The organism is Streptomyces sp. NPDC002574, assembly GCF_042889545.1.
Taxonomy (GTDB): Bacteria; Actinomycetota; Actinomycetes; order Streptomycetales; family Streptomycetaceae; genus Actinacidiphila.
In genome coordinates, this window is record NZ_JBIARB010000024.1 from 1 (window position 1) to 16136 (window position 16136).

9 protein-coding genes are annotated in these 16136 nt (G+C 68.1%); 3 read left to right on the plus strand and 6 right to left on the minus strand.

The window, feature by feature from the left end; all coding sequences use genetic code 11:
• Positions 1–245: 245 nt before the first annotated feature.
• The 3 genes from ACFYXS_RS37810 to ACFYXS_RS37820 all read right to left on the minus strand — a co-directional run bounded on the left by ACFYXS_RS37810 (position 246) and on the right by ACFYXS_RS37820 (position 2718).
• On the minus strand, positions 246–761 hold the full coding sequence (locus ACFYXS_RS37810; protein WP_389256329.1) for a hypothetical protein: 516 nt from the start codon (positions 759–761) through the stop codon (positions 246–248).
• A complete protein-coding gene (locus tag ACFYXS_RS37815; protein WP_389256330.1) occupies positions 758–1429 on the minus strand; it encodes a hypothetical protein in 672 nt (223 codons plus the stop codon). Before ACFYXS_RS37815 ends, ACFYXS_RS37810 begins: the two co-directional genes overlap by 4 nt.
• 356 nt (positions 1430–1785) lie before the next feature.
• Positions 1786–2718 carry a cupin domain-containing protein gene (locus ACFYXS_RS37820; RefSeq protein ID WP_389256331.1) on the minus strand — a complete coding sequence of 311 codons (933 nt, stop codon included), beginning with the start codon at positions 2716–2718 and terminating at the stop codon, positions 1786–1788.
• A 73-nt stretch (positions 2719–2791) separates the two neighbouring features.
• On the opposite strand from ACFYXS_RS37820, the gene ACFYXS_RS37825 reads away from it, so the two are divergent.
• Together ACFYXS_RS37825 and ACFYXS_RS37830 are read left to right on the plus strand one after the other, a co-directional pair.
• A complete protein-coding gene (locus ACFYXS_RS37825) occupies positions 2792–4177 on the plus strand; it encodes an FAD-dependent oxidoreductase (protein ID WP_389256332.1) in 1386 nt (461 codons plus the stop codon).
• A 242-nt stretch (positions 4178–4419) separates the two neighbouring features.
• A complete protein-coding gene (locus ACFYXS_RS37830) occupies positions 4420–5307 on the plus strand; it encodes an MBL fold metallo-hydrolase (RefSeq protein ID WP_389256333.1) in 888 nt (295 codons plus the stop codon).
• A 42-nt stretch (positions 5308–5349) separates the two neighbouring features.
• Here the strand turns inward: ACFYXS_RS37830 and ACFYXS_RS37835 are convergent, their stop codons facing one another.
• Complete coding sequence (locus ACFYXS_RS37835) at positions 5350–6252, minus strand: DMT family transporter (RefSeq protein WP_389256402.1); 903 nt, start codon at positions 6250–6252, stop codon at positions 5350–5352.
• A 121-nt stretch (positions 6253–6373) separates the two neighbouring features.
• On the opposite strand from ACFYXS_RS37835, the gene ACFYXS_RS37840 reads away from it, so the two are divergent.
• Positions 6374–6820: a PAS domain S-box protein gene (locus ACFYXS_RS37840; protein ID WP_389256334.1), complete on the plus strand. Its 447-nt coding sequence runs from the start codon at positions 6374–6376 to the stop codon at positions 6818–6820.
• A gap of 274 nt (positions 6821–7094) precedes the next feature.
• Here ACFYXS_RS37840 and ACFYXS_RS37845 read toward each other — a convergent pair whose 3' ends face one another.
• Complete coding sequence (locus ACFYXS_RS37845) at positions 7095–7799, minus strand: hypothetical protein (protein ID WP_389256335.1); 705 nt, start codon at positions 7797–7799, stop codon at positions 7095–7097.
• Positions 7800–7926: 127 nt separating this feature from the next.
• A complete protein-coding gene (locus ACFYXS_RS37850; protein ID WP_389256336.1) occupies positions 7927–15951 on the minus strand; it encodes a ricin-type beta-trefoil lectin domain protein in 8025 nt (2674 codons plus the stop codon).
• Positions 15952–16136: the final 185 nt, after the last annotated feature.

Consider the following 16136-nt stretch of genomic DNA (forward strand, 5'->3'; position numbering starts at 1 on the left):
CCGGTGGCCGTTTGTCTATGCGGGCACCAACCCGTACGCCGGAGCAAACCCCCGGATCAGGTCCACCCCGCTACACCACTTCCAAGGACGCAACCTGATCGCGGCGGAGCTGGTCCGCCGGCTCATCGGTTCCTTCATCTCGCCCAAGGACCGGTGACCGCCGCAAGCACAAGACCGGCGCAGCGGCCTCGCCCGCTGCGCCGGCAGCACGCGTCTGTCGTGTGCCCGGTTGCGATCCGTGCGCCTCAGCGCAGTGGGATACGCCGGTAGCGCGAATCCGGTGGCCCGAAACTCAGGCCGTTCTCATCGAGAGCATTGAAGACGGTCAGTCGGCTGTACGGAAAGCGGAAATTGATGGCAACAGCGCCCTTGGCCATGTCGTTCCCGATCCATTCGAGGAGCTCCACGTCCTGGAGGATCTGGCCTTGGAGGGCTTGGAACTCATGGCGCATGTCGTGGCGCCACCGGAGATCGAAGTCGGGCCACAGGACCGGCTGGTGGGGGTCCACCGTGTTCCAGGTGATCGAGACGTCATCGAATTTCGCATGGTTGATCTCCACCTGTTCTCCGGAGAAGTCGAGCAGGACCGGGCAGTCGGAGAACCATTCGTCGTTCGGGACCTCCCAGACCAGCCAGACATGGGTCAATGGGCGGCCGATGAGCGCTCGCAGTTGTTCGCCTCGGCTTGCCGCGACTGCGGAGTGACCGTTCAACCATTCAGGCCGATACCCCTCGATCCCGAAGTCGAACACCTCGCTCACGTCCTCTCACCCGGCGCCTGGGCCGTGTCACCGGCCCCGATGGTGGACGGGTGCCCTGGGCGGCGGCGCTCGAGCCACACCGCGATGCGCTCCTTGAACTCGCGGTTGGCGTGGGGGCTGTCGTGAAGCGTGATCCACTCCAGGTGCCGCAGGATGTTCTCCGAGTGGTCGGGGTGGCGCACCGCCAGCACGTCGATGCCGGTCTCGCCCGTCGAAGCCTGAACGTACACGCTGCTGTCGAGCGCCATCATGGCGAAGCCGGGGTGACCCGCTCGCACGCCGAGGAACGCCGATGCCGCGCCCCGCCCCATGATGTCCCAGCGCTCCAGGAGCCGGACCCGGGCCCAGACGGCAGGCGGGACTAGGTCGTGGCTGTGCAGGTCCCACAAGACGGCCTGGTGCGTCCGGGCGCCCTGAGGGAGCTGGACGAGGAACTCGCGCTGGCGGTCGAGAAGGCCCGAGGAGACGGCAAGGTCGTACCAGTCCCGGTTGAGACGCTCCACGAGCCGCGGGGTGCCGTACCGGTGGGAGAAGGCACCGCTCACGTCCTCGGCACCGTAGCCGACGACGAACGGCATCGTGCCGTCCGGCACGGCGTCCGGGATCACTTCGAGGCCGGCCCGCCACAGCGGCCGGTGCACCTTGCGGTCGCGCTCGCGGATGCCCATCGCTGACCGTTGTACCAGTTCGTGTCCCTCCCTCTCCCGGCCCCTGAGCCTGGGGTGCACCACCGCAGGGCGACCTCCGCCCTCCCCTGCATCCGCTCCTCCCGCTCGAAGTCGAAGACGTCCGGGTGAACGGGCACGCGCGCCGGCGCGTCGAGGAAGGCGACGAAGTCCCGTGCCCCTCCCGGGAACCGGAGACGTACCGGCTTGGGCTCGCCCGGGACGTGCGCGTCGGTCAGGGAGACAGACGGCCATGAGCTTGTTCAGGAACGCGGGTTCCCCGAAGCGCTCGGCCAGCACGACGAACGAGTACTCCACGGTCTCGAAGATGTCCGAGCCGGGACGGAAGATGGGACCCGTCATACCCCGCGCAGCGAATGCTCACGCCGGAAGCGGGCGGGTGTCGTGCCGAGGTGGGCCCGGAAGGCCCGTGAGAACGCGGACTCGGAGTAGTACCCGACCTGCCCGGCGACGCTCGCGACGGTGGCGTCGGTGGCGGTGAGCAGTTCCGCCGCCGCCATCAGCCGCGCCCGGGTGAGGAAGGCGCCCACGGTCGTCCCCGTGTCCCGGGTGAAGTGGCGCAGGAAGGTGGCGCGGGACATACCGGCCGTACGGCTGAGCCGTTCGATCGTCCAGTCGGCTCCGGGGTCGTCGAGCATGCCTGCGACGGCCGACGCGATGCGGCCGTCGGCCGCCGCCGTCCACAGGGTGCTCCGTGTGGTGTCGCCCCGGGCGGTGCGCAGCACCATCGCCAGCAGCACGGTGCACAGGGCGGAGAGGATCGCCGCGGTGCCCTCGCCCTCACGGCGCGCCTCACCGCGCATCAGGGCGCTCAGCATGCGCAGCACCTCGTCGCTCTCGGCCGACTGCCCGAACGAGACGTGCACCGGGTCGGGCAGGCTCGCGAACAGCAGTGAGCCCGTACCGGCGTCGAACGTGTAGTGCCCGCAGAACAGGTCGATGACCGGCTCCGCACCGTGCTCGCTGCGCGTGGTCACGAACACGTCGCCGGCCGTCTCCGCCGTCCCCACCTCGCCGCCTTCGCCGCCTTGGCCGTCGGTGATCACCCGGTGCGGGGCGCCGCTCGGAATCATCACCACGTCCCCGGGGCGCAGGTCGAGCAGAACCGTGCCCACCTGGAGCCGGCATGTGCCTTCCAGCAGCACGTGGAAGGGCGCCTCGAGTTCGCCGTGAGCCGGCACCTCCATCCTGGTGCCGGCCCCGAGCAGGCAGTGCTTGTCGAGGTCGGCCCGGAGCCGGGCCAGGCGCAGCAGTCGGCTGACTGAGTCCACGGTGAGACTTTCGGGCAGGACAGTGAGACGCTCGAGTCTATTTGTCCCCGTGGGCGCGCCGCAGACTCGACGCATGGAGATCACCACAGCACTCACCGCGGATGTCCTGGTCATCGGCTTCGGCAAAGGCGGCAAGACCGCCGCTCACGTGCTCGCCGAGGCCGGCCGCCGTGTGATCCTGATCGAGCGGTCCGCGAACATGTACGGCGGAACCTGCCCGAACGTCGGCTGCGTACCGACCAAGATGCTCGTCCACTACTCCGGCACCAAGCGCCTCGAGGACGACGCGCAGGAGTTCTTCGCCCAGTCGATCGCCGGCGTCCGCGCGCTGACCAGTGCCTTCCGCGCCGGTAACTTCGAGGCGCTGAACGGCAGGAACACCGCGACGGTCATCACGGGCACGGCCCGGTTCGTCGATCCGTACACCGTCGCTGTCGGGGAGGAACCGGACCTCATCACCGTCACCGCCCCCACCATCCTGGTCAACACCGGGTCGGAGCCGGTGATCCCCCCGATTCCCGGGCTCGCGAGCAGCTCGCATCTGGTCTCCAGCGCGGAGCTCACCCGCACGCAGAACCTGCCCGAGCGTCTCGTCGTCCTCGGAGGCGGCTACCTCGGCCTGGAGTTCGCGGGGATCTACCGGCGCTTCGGCACCGAGGTGACGGTCCTCGAAGCGGCCGACCGGCTCCTGCCCCGGGAGGACGAGGACATCGCCGGGTCCGTCGGCGAGATCCTCACCGGCGATGGCATCCGCGTCGTCACCGGCGCGAGGGTCACGGAGGTGCGTGACAGCGGCGCCGCCTCCACCGTCGTCTACGAGAAGGACGGGCGGACCCACACCGTCGAGGCGTCCGCGCTGCTGCCCGCCACGGGGCGCCGTCCCGTCACGGACGGCCTCCGGCTCGACGCCGCCGGCGTCCGGACCGCGCCGAACGGTGCGATCGTGGTGGACGACCACCTGCGCAGCAGCCAACCGCACATTTTCGCACTTGGGGACGTCAACGGTGGCGAGCAGTTCACCTACATCTCCCTGGACGACGCGCGCATCGTCCTGGACCAGCTCCTCGGTGAGGGCAAACGCACCAGGAGCGACCGCAGGGCTGTGCCCCACACCCTGTTCATCACACCGCCGCTCGCCACGGTGGGACTGACCGAGAGCCAGGCGCGTGCACAGGGGCGGAACATCAGGGTCTCGCGGGAGAAGGTCGCGGACATCGTGGCCATGCCCCGCGCCTACACGGTCGAGGAGACCCGTGGCGTCATGAAGTTCATCGTGGACTCGGACACCGACCTCATCCTCGGGGCCGCCCTGCTCAGCATCGACGCGCAGGAGATCGTCAACACCGTCGCGCTGGCCATGCGGCACGACATCACGGCCACGCAGCTCCGCGACTCGATCTACACCCACCCGAGCTCGACCGAGGCCCTCAACGAGGTCTTCGACAAGGTCCTCCGCTGACCGGTGCGGCCCCGCCCGCGGCAGGCACCTGGCCGGTCCCTGTGTGCGGTCAGGCCCGAGTCGCATGTCTCGACGGCCCCTCACGTGAAGGCGACGGAAAAACGCGTCGGGGCAGGATGCAACCGCCGCCCACTCATGAGACAAATAGGACAGGGCCACAGCACAAAGCGACGTCATCCCTCAAGCCGCGGACGCCGGAGGACACCGACCAGCCGACCAGCCTTCCAGAAGAGAAAAGAACGATGCAGCAGAAGAACAGGCCCTTCGACATCGCCGAAGTCCGTATGCACTCGCGCGAACTCGCCGACGGCGTGTACGCGGTCATGGCAGCGGATGTCGAGGAGACCGACCACACCGCGACCAACGCGGGGTTCGTCGTCGGCGATTCGGGAGTGCTGGTGGTCGAATCGCTGAGCAACGGCCGTTTGGCGTCCCAGGTCATCGGCGCGGTGCGCACCGTGACCTCGCTGCCCATTCGATTCCTGGTCAACACCAGTTTCCACGGTGATCATTGCTTCGGGAATTTCGCCTTCCCGTCACAGACGGTGATCATTCACCATGAGGCGACCAAGCGTGTGATCGACGAGCGCTTCGAGCAGGACCGCGCCTTCATGATCGACCTGCTCGGTGCGAACGTCGGCATCGAGGAGGTCGTGTCCCGCTCGGCGGACATCGCGGTGTCCGGGCCGTGCTCCCTGGATCTGGGAGGAAGGCATGTGGACATCGAGCACATCGGCTTCGCCCAGACCGACGGCGACCTGATCGTCCGCATGCGCGAGGACAACATCGTCTTCGTCGGGAACGTACTGCAGGCCCCGCCCCCGGCATTCCCCTGGCTGCTGGAGGGGCGAGCCGACGAGGCACTCGTCACCTACCGGCGCCTCTACGACATCCTCGACGACGACACCCTGATCGTGCCGGGCCACGGGCGGCCCATGCGCCGTGCGGACATCCTGCACTCGATCGCCTACCTCGAGGAGCTGACCGGCCTTGCGCGGGACGCCCAGGGCAAGGGACTGTCGGCCGACCAGGTCCGCGAAGCACTCGAGATGAAGGAGTACAGCGACTACAGCATGTACGAATTCATCCACTTCCAGGTCAACGTCCCCGCGGCGCTGAACGCGCAGTGAGCAGCGTGCGCACGATGACAACGGGAGCAACTCGACGTCCCGTCAGGCGTCCGTGCGGGCGCCCCGGGTCGCGCCCGCTGACGCGGCGACCACGCACAGCACCGCGATCCACTGCGTCCAGCGCAACAACTCCTGGAGCACAACGAGACCGATGACGGCCGCCATCGCCGGTTCGAGGCTCATCAGGATGCCGAACACGCGTGGGGGGATCCTGCGCAGTGCCTCCAGGTCCAGCGTGTACGGGACCACCGAGGACAGCAGTGCCACGCCGAGCCCCGCGAGCAGGACCCACGGCTGGATCAGCGCCGTTCCGCTGTCGGCGACGCCGAACGGCACAGCCACCAGGGCCGCGACGGCCATGCCCAGGGCCAGGCCGTTGCCTTCCGTGGTGTGGCGGCCCAGTGCCGCGCCGACCAGGATGTACAGGCCCCAGCACGTGCCCGCGGCGAGGGCGAACAGCAGGCCGACGGGGTCGAGGTCGCCGTGTCCCTCCGTCAGCAGGAGCACACCGCCTGCCGCGAGCGCGACCCAGAGGGCGTCCAGCCATCGTCTCGACCCGGCCAGGGCCACGGCCAGCGGGCCGAGGAACTCGACGGTCACCGCGATCCCCAGCGGGATGCGGGCCAGCGACAGATAGAAGCACAGGTTCATCGAGCCGAGGATCACGCCGTAGGCGAGCACCACCGCCCACGCGCGGCGCTTCATGCGCAGCGACGGCCGCCAGAAGAGCATCAGCACGGCCGCCGCGAACAACAGGCGCAACGCGACGGTCCCGAAGCTGCCCACGGCGCTGAACAGGTGCTTGGCCAGTGCCGAGCCCAACTGGACGCTGACGATGCCGAGCAGCACCAGTGCCGTCGGCGGGATCGCGCCGAAGGCCCGTCCGGTCAGAGCGGTCAGGGAGGACCGGGGGGACGGGTCGCGGCTGCTCGTGTCGGCGTTCATGGTGGCCACGCCTGGATTCTCGGCGCTCGGGCGCTTCGCGTCACGTGATTTCCCGGCCCGGGAGTCAGGGGCGACAGTATGCTGTATACGACACGCTCAACGGCCCGAGCCTGGAGGGGACATGGAGCATCTGGATCCCGAGGTGGTGCTGAGCATGACGGCCCAGGCACCCGACGGCGTCGTGATCATCGACAGCGAAGGACTCATCCGCTACTGGAACCACGGGGCGGAACGGATCTTCGGGTTCCCGGCAGCCGAGGTCGCCGGCCGCAGCCTCGACGTGATCATCCCAGAACGGCACCAGCAGCGACACTGGGACGGCTTCCAGAAGTCCATGACCACGGGGACCACCAAGTACGGGGACGACGACCTGCTCTCCGTCCCCGCGGTGGGCGCGGGCGGCCGGAAGCTGTCGATCGAGTTCAGCGTGGTGCTGCTGAACGACGCGGACGGGCAACCGGGTTGGGTCGGGGCGGTCATCCGGGACGTGACGGAACGGCGGGCCCGCGAGAAGGAGCTGTACCGCCAGGCGGCGGCCGCCAAGGCGGACCACACGACGGCCACCTGACCTCCGCCGCCACAAACGCGACGCCCCCGTGCGGAAGATCGGATGCCGCTGGGCGGTCCGCGGGGCGTGACGTCGGCCTTCAAGACACGGCTTCGGTGATCGTGAAGGCCGACGTCGCCGTTCGGGATGAGGTCCGGATGGTAACGCAACCGAGCGGACCGGGTCGGGCATGGCCAACCGAAACGAGACCCCCATGGAGCCCGCGCACTCCCATACGGTCGACGGTCGTTCTCCTGCACCAGGCCAACTGCGGTCCGCAGTTGGCCTGGTGCATCTAGAACGGCGGCGGCTCGTACGGAGGCTCCACGCGAGCAGATTCGGCATCGGTCAAGCCCTCCAGGCCGAACCGCGACGCGTACCGCTCGATACGTGAATCGGACGGAGCCGCAAAGGTCAGCATCCACAGCTGCTCGCCGGGGCTCGCATATCCCGCCGGCGGAGGCGCCATGCGGACGAGTGCGTCCTCGCTGCACCACAGCTTGACCTGAGGCTCTTCACTCCCGAGCGCCACGAACTTCAGCGGCTCGAAAGACTCCAGAGCCTCGTTGATTTCTGAAGCATCGACAAAAACGGTGAACTTGGACGCGCCTCCGATGACGGCTTCCCGCACGGTGCAATGCAGAAGGAAATCACCGAGAGCCTCCCCCGTCCCCGTCCAGCTGTCCTCTCCTGCCTCCCTGGAGAAGACCTGGAGCCTGTCATCATCGAGGTCGACGGCCCAGAAATAACCGTTCTGATTCTCGACCCAGAATTCGAGCATGCCGCAGGAGTCCGGCGCAAGGTCCGTAATCGCAACAGGCCGGTCCTGGAACGCCACAAGGCCACAGGCAAGCGTTGCCGCCGTATGCCACTCAACCAGTTCGGCAGGCACGTGAGGGCCGGCGTCGAGGTGAACTTCGCTCACGCTCCCCACAGTGCCGTACCAACGCCGGAGGAAACGTCCGACGCTGTCCGAATCAATTGAAAGAAGTTCATCCACAACGCCCGAGTATACGCCATGGGCCGGCCCGGCCGACATGTTCACAATCGTCGTACCGATGCACATTCCACTGAAAAGTGTTTCGGCAGGGCGCCTGTCACACCCTGCCGAAACACTCCGGTCGTGACTAGCGGGAATTCCCCGTGAATTTACCGAGGAATTTTCCGGCCTGGTCGTAGACCCACATTTGTGCACCGCTTGGAAGCGCATCCTCGATGGGGTCGACACTAGGGCCACCAGGACGCGTGTACGCCGATCCGTCGCAGAATTGACAGATACCGTCGGGGTGGTTTATATAAAGCACTCCACGTCCGACCTCATTGCGGCGCATATAGGCGGCGGCCTGCATCTCGACGTGATGATAATTCGACGACGTCATGCCGGGCACCCGAGCGCCCATATCGTCAACGAATCCGCCCGAACCGCGACCACCGCTCGCGAACGGGACGACATCCACCTGGATGTCGAGGACTCCCGACGTCACGTGATCCATTTCCTGCACGCCGAGCTGACACTGCTCCGGACTGATGTTGTGAACCAATACCGCAGTGACACCGGCCAGCGCGTAGTACGTGTGGACGTCGGAGACCGTCAGGTTGTGGACGGTGGCGCCCTGCACTGTCCAGCGCCGGATCGACGCGATCTGGACGTAGGTACCCGTGCTCGTCTGCAGCCACTGGCCGGGGCGCAGATCGGTCGCCTTCAGCCACGCGCGCAACTCAGGGACCCAGAAGGGGTGGCCGTCGGTCGCGGTGACCTGGGCCGTCCTCGAACCAGCCTTGCCGTCGACGTCGATCGTGACCTTGACCAGGTGCTTGAGGCCCTGGCCCTTGATCTTGGCGGTGACCGTCTCGATACGGGTCTCGCCCGTCTTCGGGTCGGTCGCCACGACCTTGTCGCCGGTCCTCACCTTCTCGATCGGCTTGGCGGAACCGTCGGCCAACAGGACCTTCGTGCCCGGCACGAAACTGTTGCAGCCACCACCACCGCCGCCGCCCTCGGCCTTGCCGGAGCCGCCGCCGCCGCTGCTTCCGCCGTGGCTGCGGGAGGAACCGCCGGACTTGCCGCCGCCTCCGCCGCCACCGGATTTGCCAGCGCCACCGCCCTTGCCCGCACTCGGGTGCGACGAGGACTTCGGTGCTGCCTTGGCCTGGGACTGCTTCTGGACGGGGTTACCCGTCTTCCGCTTCGCGGCCGCCGCTACGTCTGCTCTTCTCTTGGCGGCCTCGGCCGCCTTCTTCCTGGCCCTTTGTGCGGCTTCCTTCTTTGCTCTCTCGATGGCCAGCTTTTTGGCCCGTAGCGCGGCTGACTCAGCAGCCTTTGCCGCCTTGAGCACCATCTCGGCCGCCCGCTTGGCGACCTTGAACGCCTTGATGGCCTCGATGGTGCGGTTGACCGCCTTGATCACGGCCGGGATCTTCCCGAGCTTGGACCACGGGATGGCGTCGACGGCGATGCTGACGCAGGACCACATGTCGCCGCCGAAGCAGGCTATGGCGTCGTTGATGCCGATGAAGTCCTTCAGCGTCTCCCACGCGACCGCGAGGATGACGGCGGTGAGGGACTTGCCCTGCATCGACTGCGCCTGCGCGACCTGCGCCGCGGACAGACCCGCGCCGGCAAGGGCCGCGGCCTGCTCCGAAGCGGTCAGGACGATCGACTCACCGGTCGGGTCGGAGTACGTGACCGGGTTGTTCTGCGCGTAGGCGTACCCGTTGGACTGCAGCGGGTCGTTCAGGTCCAGCACCGGGTCGACGGACAGGAAGCGTCCGACCACCGGATCGTAGAGACGGACGCCGAGCGGCTGGTAGCCGGAGGAGTCGTCCCGGGTCTGGCCCAGGAAGCCCTCGTGGCTCTGCCGGCCCACATTGGCGGTGCCCCGCTCGTTGCCGAACGGGTCCTGCTTGCGGACGCGCACCGGCATGGAGCCGTAGAGACCGACCTCGGTGTACGCGCTGCCCTGGTGGTCCGTGGTCTGGGCGACCAGGACGTCCGCGCCATTGCCGTAGGCGTAGCGCGCGACGGAACCACCGGGGGCGGCGTAGGTGCGCAGGGTCTTGACCAGGACACCGCCCTTCTGGACGGTGACCTCGGCCTCGCCCAATTGCAGCGTGGCCTGCTTGCCCGCGATGGTCAGCAGGCGGCTGCCGTCGGGGCCGTAGATGTGACGGGTGTCGTTCTGCGGCTCCCACTGCTGCGCCGCCGAGGAACCGTCACAGGTCGCCAGCACGACCGGGGTCGAATTGGCGTTGACGGCACCCTGGACCGCGAGGCACAAGGTGGGCTTGTTGGCCAGCATGAGCTGCCCGACGGCGTTGCGCATCAGCTCTTGCGCGCCGGAGCCGTCGCACTTGCGGATCTGGACCGCCGACCCGACCGACTCCGCGGTGGGCTGGAGGCACCAGGTGTCGTGCGTCGAGAGCGTGCCCCGGTTGGAGTCGGTCTGCCCCGGCGTGGGCGTGAACCTGAAGTTCTGTGCGCCCGACAGGTTGCACGAGTAGAGCTGGATCACCTGGTTGGCCGACGGAACCCCGCCCTTGAGGTCGAGGCACTTCTGCCCCAGGCCCACGTACGGGGTCTTGCCGCCGCTGCCCTGGCCGGTGATCCGGTCGACCTGGCCGTCCCAGGTCCAGGTCAGGTCCTGCTTGTCGCCGTTCTGGATCGAGGTGACGGTCTTGGTCTCACCGGTCAGCTCGTACAGACGCGTGGCCTCGGCCGTGACCTGCGCACCCGCCGGGGTCTTGTACGTCTTCGACACCTTGGTCAGCGTGTGCGGCTGGTCCTTGGCGGCGTTCTTGCCGTACGCGTACGTGGAGACCGCGTTCTTGGTGGTGTCGCCGGAGAGGTCGTTCTCGGTCAGCTTGGTGCGGTTGCCGAGCAGGTCGTACTCGTACTCCTGCCAGTAGCCGGAGGCGTCCGCGCCCGCGGCGACCCGCAGCGTGCCGTCCGCGTTCTTGTTGAGCGAGCCGTCCGGGTTCCTCGGGTTGACGCAGGTCGTCTGGTCCTTGGCGGTCCAGGCCGACTTCAACTGGCCCATCGGGTCGTAGACGAAGCACTGGCGCTCCGCGATCCCGTCGGACTTCTCCTGGATCGAGGTGACGTTGCCGGCCGGGTCGTAGGTGTACGCCCGGTCGGACACCAGGGTGCCGCCGACGACGGTCTTGTCGGCGGTGGCGTCGCCCTTCTCGCGGTAGACCGACTGCTCGGTGAGCTCGCCGCCGCCCTCGTCGTAGGCGTTCTGCGTCCACACGCGGTACGGCTGGGCACCGAGCGTGGAGCGGAGCACCTGGCCGTAGGCGTCGTAGGCGGTCTCGGAGCCGTACCAGTCCTTGCCGGAGATCGAGAGCGGATTGCCGTCCTTGTTGTAGCGGACCACCAGCTTCTCGGCGTCGAAACCGCCCACCGCCGGAACAGTGGACTCGTCCAGCATGCCGTTGTCGTTGTACGTGTAGTCGTACCTGTAGTCCTTCTTCAGACCCCAGGTGTCGACGATGGACTGCGGCAGGGACAGCGTGGTCGAGGTCGGCTGGTAGTCCTTGGTGTAGCCGTCGACCGTCTGCGTGTACCCGAGACCGTCGGTGTAACGGGTGGCGGTGGCGGGCATGCCCTTGCCGCCCGGGGCGGAGTCGTACGTGAACGAGGCCAGCAGCTTGCCGCTGGAGTCGTTCTCCCTCGTCTCCTTGGGACGGGACAGCTCGTCGTAGCCGTTCCAGACCTTGATGCCCCGGTCGTTCGTGGCCGTCTGGGGTCGGCCGAAGACGTCGTACGTCGTACGGGTCGTGCCCGAGTCGGGGTCGGTCGCCGTCTCGACCTGGCCGTTGTGGTTGTACGTCCACGACCACGGGTGCGTGCGGTCCTCCGAGGCGGTCGCCTTCATGACCTGGCCGCGCGCGTCGTACGCGTAGCGCGTCGACGTGAACCCGCCGGGGGCCGCCGGGTTGAAGGTGTCCGTCCGGACGGTGCGACCGGTCGCGTCGGTCCAGACGCGGTAGGTCGAGTCGCCCTGCGGCTGGATGACCTTCGACCAGTCCTCACCGTACTCGTAGCGGACGGCCCGGTCCTCGTACGCCTTGGAGAAGGACTCCTTGGTGTTCGGGTCGATCCACTTGAGGTACGGCGTCTCCTGCAGCACGCGGCCGAGGCCGTCGTAGGTGTAGCGCGTGATGTTGGGGACGGTCGTGTCGGACAGCGGGCTGAAGAGCTCGCCCGGCTTCGCCTCCTGGGTCAGGTAGGCATTGTTGGTCTGGTAGACCTCACCCGAGTTGTTGTACAGCGTGTCGGTGATCAGCCAGCCCGCGTCGTTGTCGGCCTCCTCCTGCGTCTGCCGCTCACGGCCGAGACCGTCGTAGAGGGTGACGGACGTCTCGATCCGGTCCTCGTAGCCGCGCGCGTACGTGGTGACGTACGGAGGCTTGCGGATCTTGATGTTGGGGTCGGTGGGGTCGGTCTCCTCCGGCGGAACCGTGTAGACCGCGCGGAAGTCCGCCACGCCGGTGCCGGGAGTGCGGCCCGGGGCCCAGGCCTCGGCGAGCCGGCCCAGCGGGTCGTACACGGCCTCGCTGACCAGGTTGTTGGCGTCGGTCGTCCTGACGGTGACCGAGCGGCCCGGCTCCAGCTCCTGGATCTGGCTGTGCCCGAGGACGTTGGTCGTGGTGACCTTGAAGACCTGGCCCGTGGCCGGTCCTATGGAGTCGTAGGTGATCGTGGCGGACTTCGGGGTCGGCTGGGTCAGCTGATCCGCCGGAGTCTCCTTGACCACGCGTCCGACGGCGTCGAACTCCGTGGTGCCGGTGGTCTGGAATCCGGTGCCGGCGCCGTTGAGCGTCCACGACTCGCTGGCCAGGCCTCGGGTCGAGGAACCGAGCGCCGTGCCGTACGACGTGCCGTCGTACGCGGTGCGCTGGCCGCCGCTGAGCGTCGACAAGTCCGACCAGTCGGCGTTCGCGCAGGTCGTCGGTGAGACCAGGACCTGCTTGGACAGACCGATGAGGTTCTTGTCGGTCCGGTGCAGGTATTCCAGCTTGGTGCAGGACTCGTCACCGGTCTTGTTGGGGTCGGCGTCGCCCAGGGACTCCACCAGGGTCGGCAGTCCGTAGGTCGGGTCGTACGTCGTGGACGTCCTGACCGTGCGCAGGGTGCGCGCGTCGTCGGTGTTGGTGCCGGACGACCTGGTGTACGCGATCTCCTCGGGCTCCGTGACCCGCCAGGCCCGCAGCGGGCTCAGGCCGTCGTCCCGGTCGCGCCTGGCGAGCTCGGTGGCCTCGGGCTTGGTGACCGAGCGGGACAGCCAGTCGGAGTCGGCCTTGGTGGAGTCGGTGTACGTGATCTCCTCGGCGATCCGGCCGGCGAACGGCTCCTCGTCCTTGGCGATCTCCGCGCCGGTGATGTCCTTGACGGACACGGTGTCGCCGAGGCCCCGGAAGAAGCGGGTGACGGACTTGGAACGCTGGTCGACGGCGTCCGGGGTGCCCTCGATGACCGGACCCGTCAGGACCGTGGTCTGCTCGACGCCCGCGAACTGCGAGTAGGTGCGCTGGGACTTCTTGGTGAACTCGGCCTCGGCGAGCTTCCAGGCCGGGTTCTTGTACCGGTACTCCGTCCTGGTGGTGAAGTTGCCGTCGATGTTCGGGAGTTCCTCGACGGTGTCCACGACGTACTTGTGGAACCAGTCGATGTCCTCGACCTCGGGGTCGGGGTTCCAGAACGACGGGTAGCAGAGCCGGTCGTTCACCTTGAGCTGGGCCTGCAGCCGGGCCATCGCCGTGGCCCTGTCCTCGCCGGGCCGCTGGTCGAGCAGGGGAAGGTCGCCGGTGAGGCAGTCACCCTCGATCGGCTTGTACGTGACGATGGTCTCGCCGCCGTACTCGTTGACGACGCGGCCGATGCGCAGCCGGGAGAAGCCGGGGCGCGACGGGTGGACCGCCTTGACGCGGTTCGGCATGTCCTCGGTGTTCGGCTCGAACCGCACCGAGTTGAGCTGCACGCTCGCGTCGGTGGAGCCCTTGCGGGCGTAGCCGGTGCGCTGGACGGACTCCAGCCACAGGGCCGTGTTCGGGCCGGTCAGCAGCTTGGCGAAGCTCTGCTTCAGCTGGTACTCGTCGACGACCTGGCGGGCGGCGGTGTCGGTGCGCCGCTGGGCCGAGGTCGTGATCTTGTCGAGGCGCTTGCGGGTCCAGAAGGACGGGCCGGCGTTCCAGCACTTCTTTCCGGCCTGACAGCGCAGGTCGGCCGGGGTGTCGAACCAGGGCCGGTAGTTGCGCGGGTCCTTGGAGGTGAAGTTGGCCTCGGAGCAGGTGACGTCGTCGACGGTGTAGCAGCGCTCCGCCACCGTGAAGCCGACCCGGGCCGGGGCTTCCGCCGTGAAGATGGTGTTGCTGCGCTGGCCGTAGTAGATGTGGTCGAGCCAGCCGTCGCGGTCGTAGGGGACCGGGTCCTTGAAGTTGAAGTTGCGGGCGTAGTAGTTCGGGGCGTCCTTCTTCCACCACATCGACATGGCGTTGCCGTGGACGTCCTCGATGTAGTCGAGGCCCCAGCGCCAGCCCTGCGTGCACCAGGAGTTCGTCCAGTCGGTGGTCGTGGGGCCCTTGTAGCAGTCCTCGCCCGAGTGGTTGCCGTAGACCGGGACCGTGAGCACCGAGTCGGTGGTCGGGTCGTCGGCCGCGCTGCCGTGGTCCGACCAGCCCGGCAGCTTGTTCTTGCCGAAGTGGTACTTCGTGCCGTCCTTGGTGGTGACGACCCAGTACTCACCGTCCTTGGCGCCGTTGCCGGTGGCCTCGCCCTTGATCAGCTGGACGGTGGAGCCGTCGCCGTTGGCCGTGAACCACGTGCCCTTGGCCGCGTCCCAGACCAGCTCGGTGGTCATGCCGCCGAGGGAGAGGGTGGCGTTCTCCGAGCCCCAGCACAGGTCCGCGGTGCGGTGGGTGGAGTTGTTGGAGCCGGCCTTCTTGGAGTCCTGGCGGCAGTTGGTGTACGTCCGGGTGATGGAACCCGCGTTGTAGTCCCAGCCGTCGCCGATCCAGGAGGCCTGGTTGTTCGACGAGGACGTGCGGCCGTCGACGGACTGCGAGGAGTACGCCAGGTTGACCTTCGGCATCAGGCCGCCGGCGGTCTCCGGGACCTGGATGTCGTACGAGTAGGTGAAGGCGCCCGAGGAGGAGCCCGACGACCAGGAGCCGGAGGACAGCAGCGGCGAGGCCGTGAAGTCGCCGGACACCGACGAGCCGGTGTCGAGGCCGCCGATGGCGGCGCCGCCGTTCGCGGAGACCGCGGGCTGGACGCCGTCCCGGTAGGAGGCGTTGGTCGCCCGGGAGGGAACGAAGCCCTCGCCGACGAGGCTGGAGACCGGGATGCTGCCGCTGAGGATCTTGCGGGTCCTGGCGTTCTTGGCCGTCTTGGTGTGGGTCGGCGCGTCCTTGGCGGCCACGGTCCTCACCGTGCTGCGCAGCCGCTGGAAGTCCTTCTTGCCGTTCTTGACGTCCTTGTCCCCGTCGGAGAGGGACATCGTGCTCATGCCCCCGGCACCACCGTCGGCGCAGTCGCCCTCGGTCGGGGAGGAGTAGACGCATTCGGGCAGCAGCATCAGACCGAAGCGGTCGGCCGCCTGCGGTCCGTAGAGGTCGGCGAAACCCGTGGTGTCGATGCTGATCGCCACTTCGGCGGCCGGGTCGACCGTGGCCGGCGGGGTGACCTTCATGACGATGCCGGAGACGCCCGCGTCCTGCGAGGTCGTCTGCGGGGCCACGCCCACGGTCCAGTCGCCGGCGAGGGCGGCGGCGTCACCGCCCTCGGGGACGCCGATGGCGACCGGCAGGTTGTTGCTGACCGGCTTGGTGGTGCCGGGCGCGCTGGTCGCGTCGAGCGTGGCCTCACCGGTGCCGGAGGTCCACGTCGCGGTGGCGGTGGGGGTGTACGGGGCGACGGGGTTCTCCGGGGCCAGGGTCAGGGTCTTGTCGGCGGCCTCGTCGCCCTCGACCTCGGTGGCCTTCGGCAGGTCCGGGAGGTCGACCTTGGCGACCGACTCCTCGCGGCTCATGCCGGCGCCGGGAATGGCCAGCGCCTGCCCGCCCAGGCTGGTCACGGTCAGTGTCGAGGACAGCAGAAGGACGATCGCCGTGCGGCTTCGCCGCCGGCGCCGTCGTTGTTGCTCCGTCATGGCTAGGCGTCCCCGCCCCAGCCATGACAGCCGACCTGAAGCACGCATACGCGTCGACTCCCACCCTGGCGATTCAAACAACGGACGAGGTGCGGAAACACCAAAAGGCACACCCCTGGCTCAGGCGTGTGCGTGTGCACCCTCTGTCATGTCCGCCGCGTACGCAAGATCGATTAGGTGTGCCA

Bases quoted from the DNA above. Each gene is read 5' to 3' on its own strand.
- ACFYXS_RS37815 (WP_389256330.1), bottom strand. From the start codon at position 1,429: ATGGGCATCCGCGAGCGCGACCGCAAGGTGCACCGGCCGCTGTGGCGG.
- ACFYXS_RS37825 (WP_389256332.1), top strand. From the start codon at position 2,792: ATGGAGATCACCACAGCACTCACCGCGGATGTCCTGGTCATCGGCTTC.
- ACFYXS_RS37830 (WP_389256333.1), top strand. From the start codon at position 4,420: ATGCAGCAGAAGAACAGGCCCTTCGACATCGCCGAAGTCCGTATGCAC.
- ACFYXS_RS37835 (WP_389256402.1), bottom strand. From the start codon at position 6,252: ATGAACGCCGACACGAGCAGCCGCGACCCGTCCCCCCGGTCCTCCCTG.
- ACFYXS_RS37840 (WP_389256334.1), top strand. From the start codon at position 6,374: ATGGAGCATCTGGATCCCGAGGTGGTGCTGAGCATGACGGCCCAGGCA.
- ACFYXS_RS37850 (WP_389256336.1), bottom strand. From the start codon at position 15,951: ATGACGGAGCAACAACGACGGCGCCGGCGGCGAAGCCGCACGGCGATC.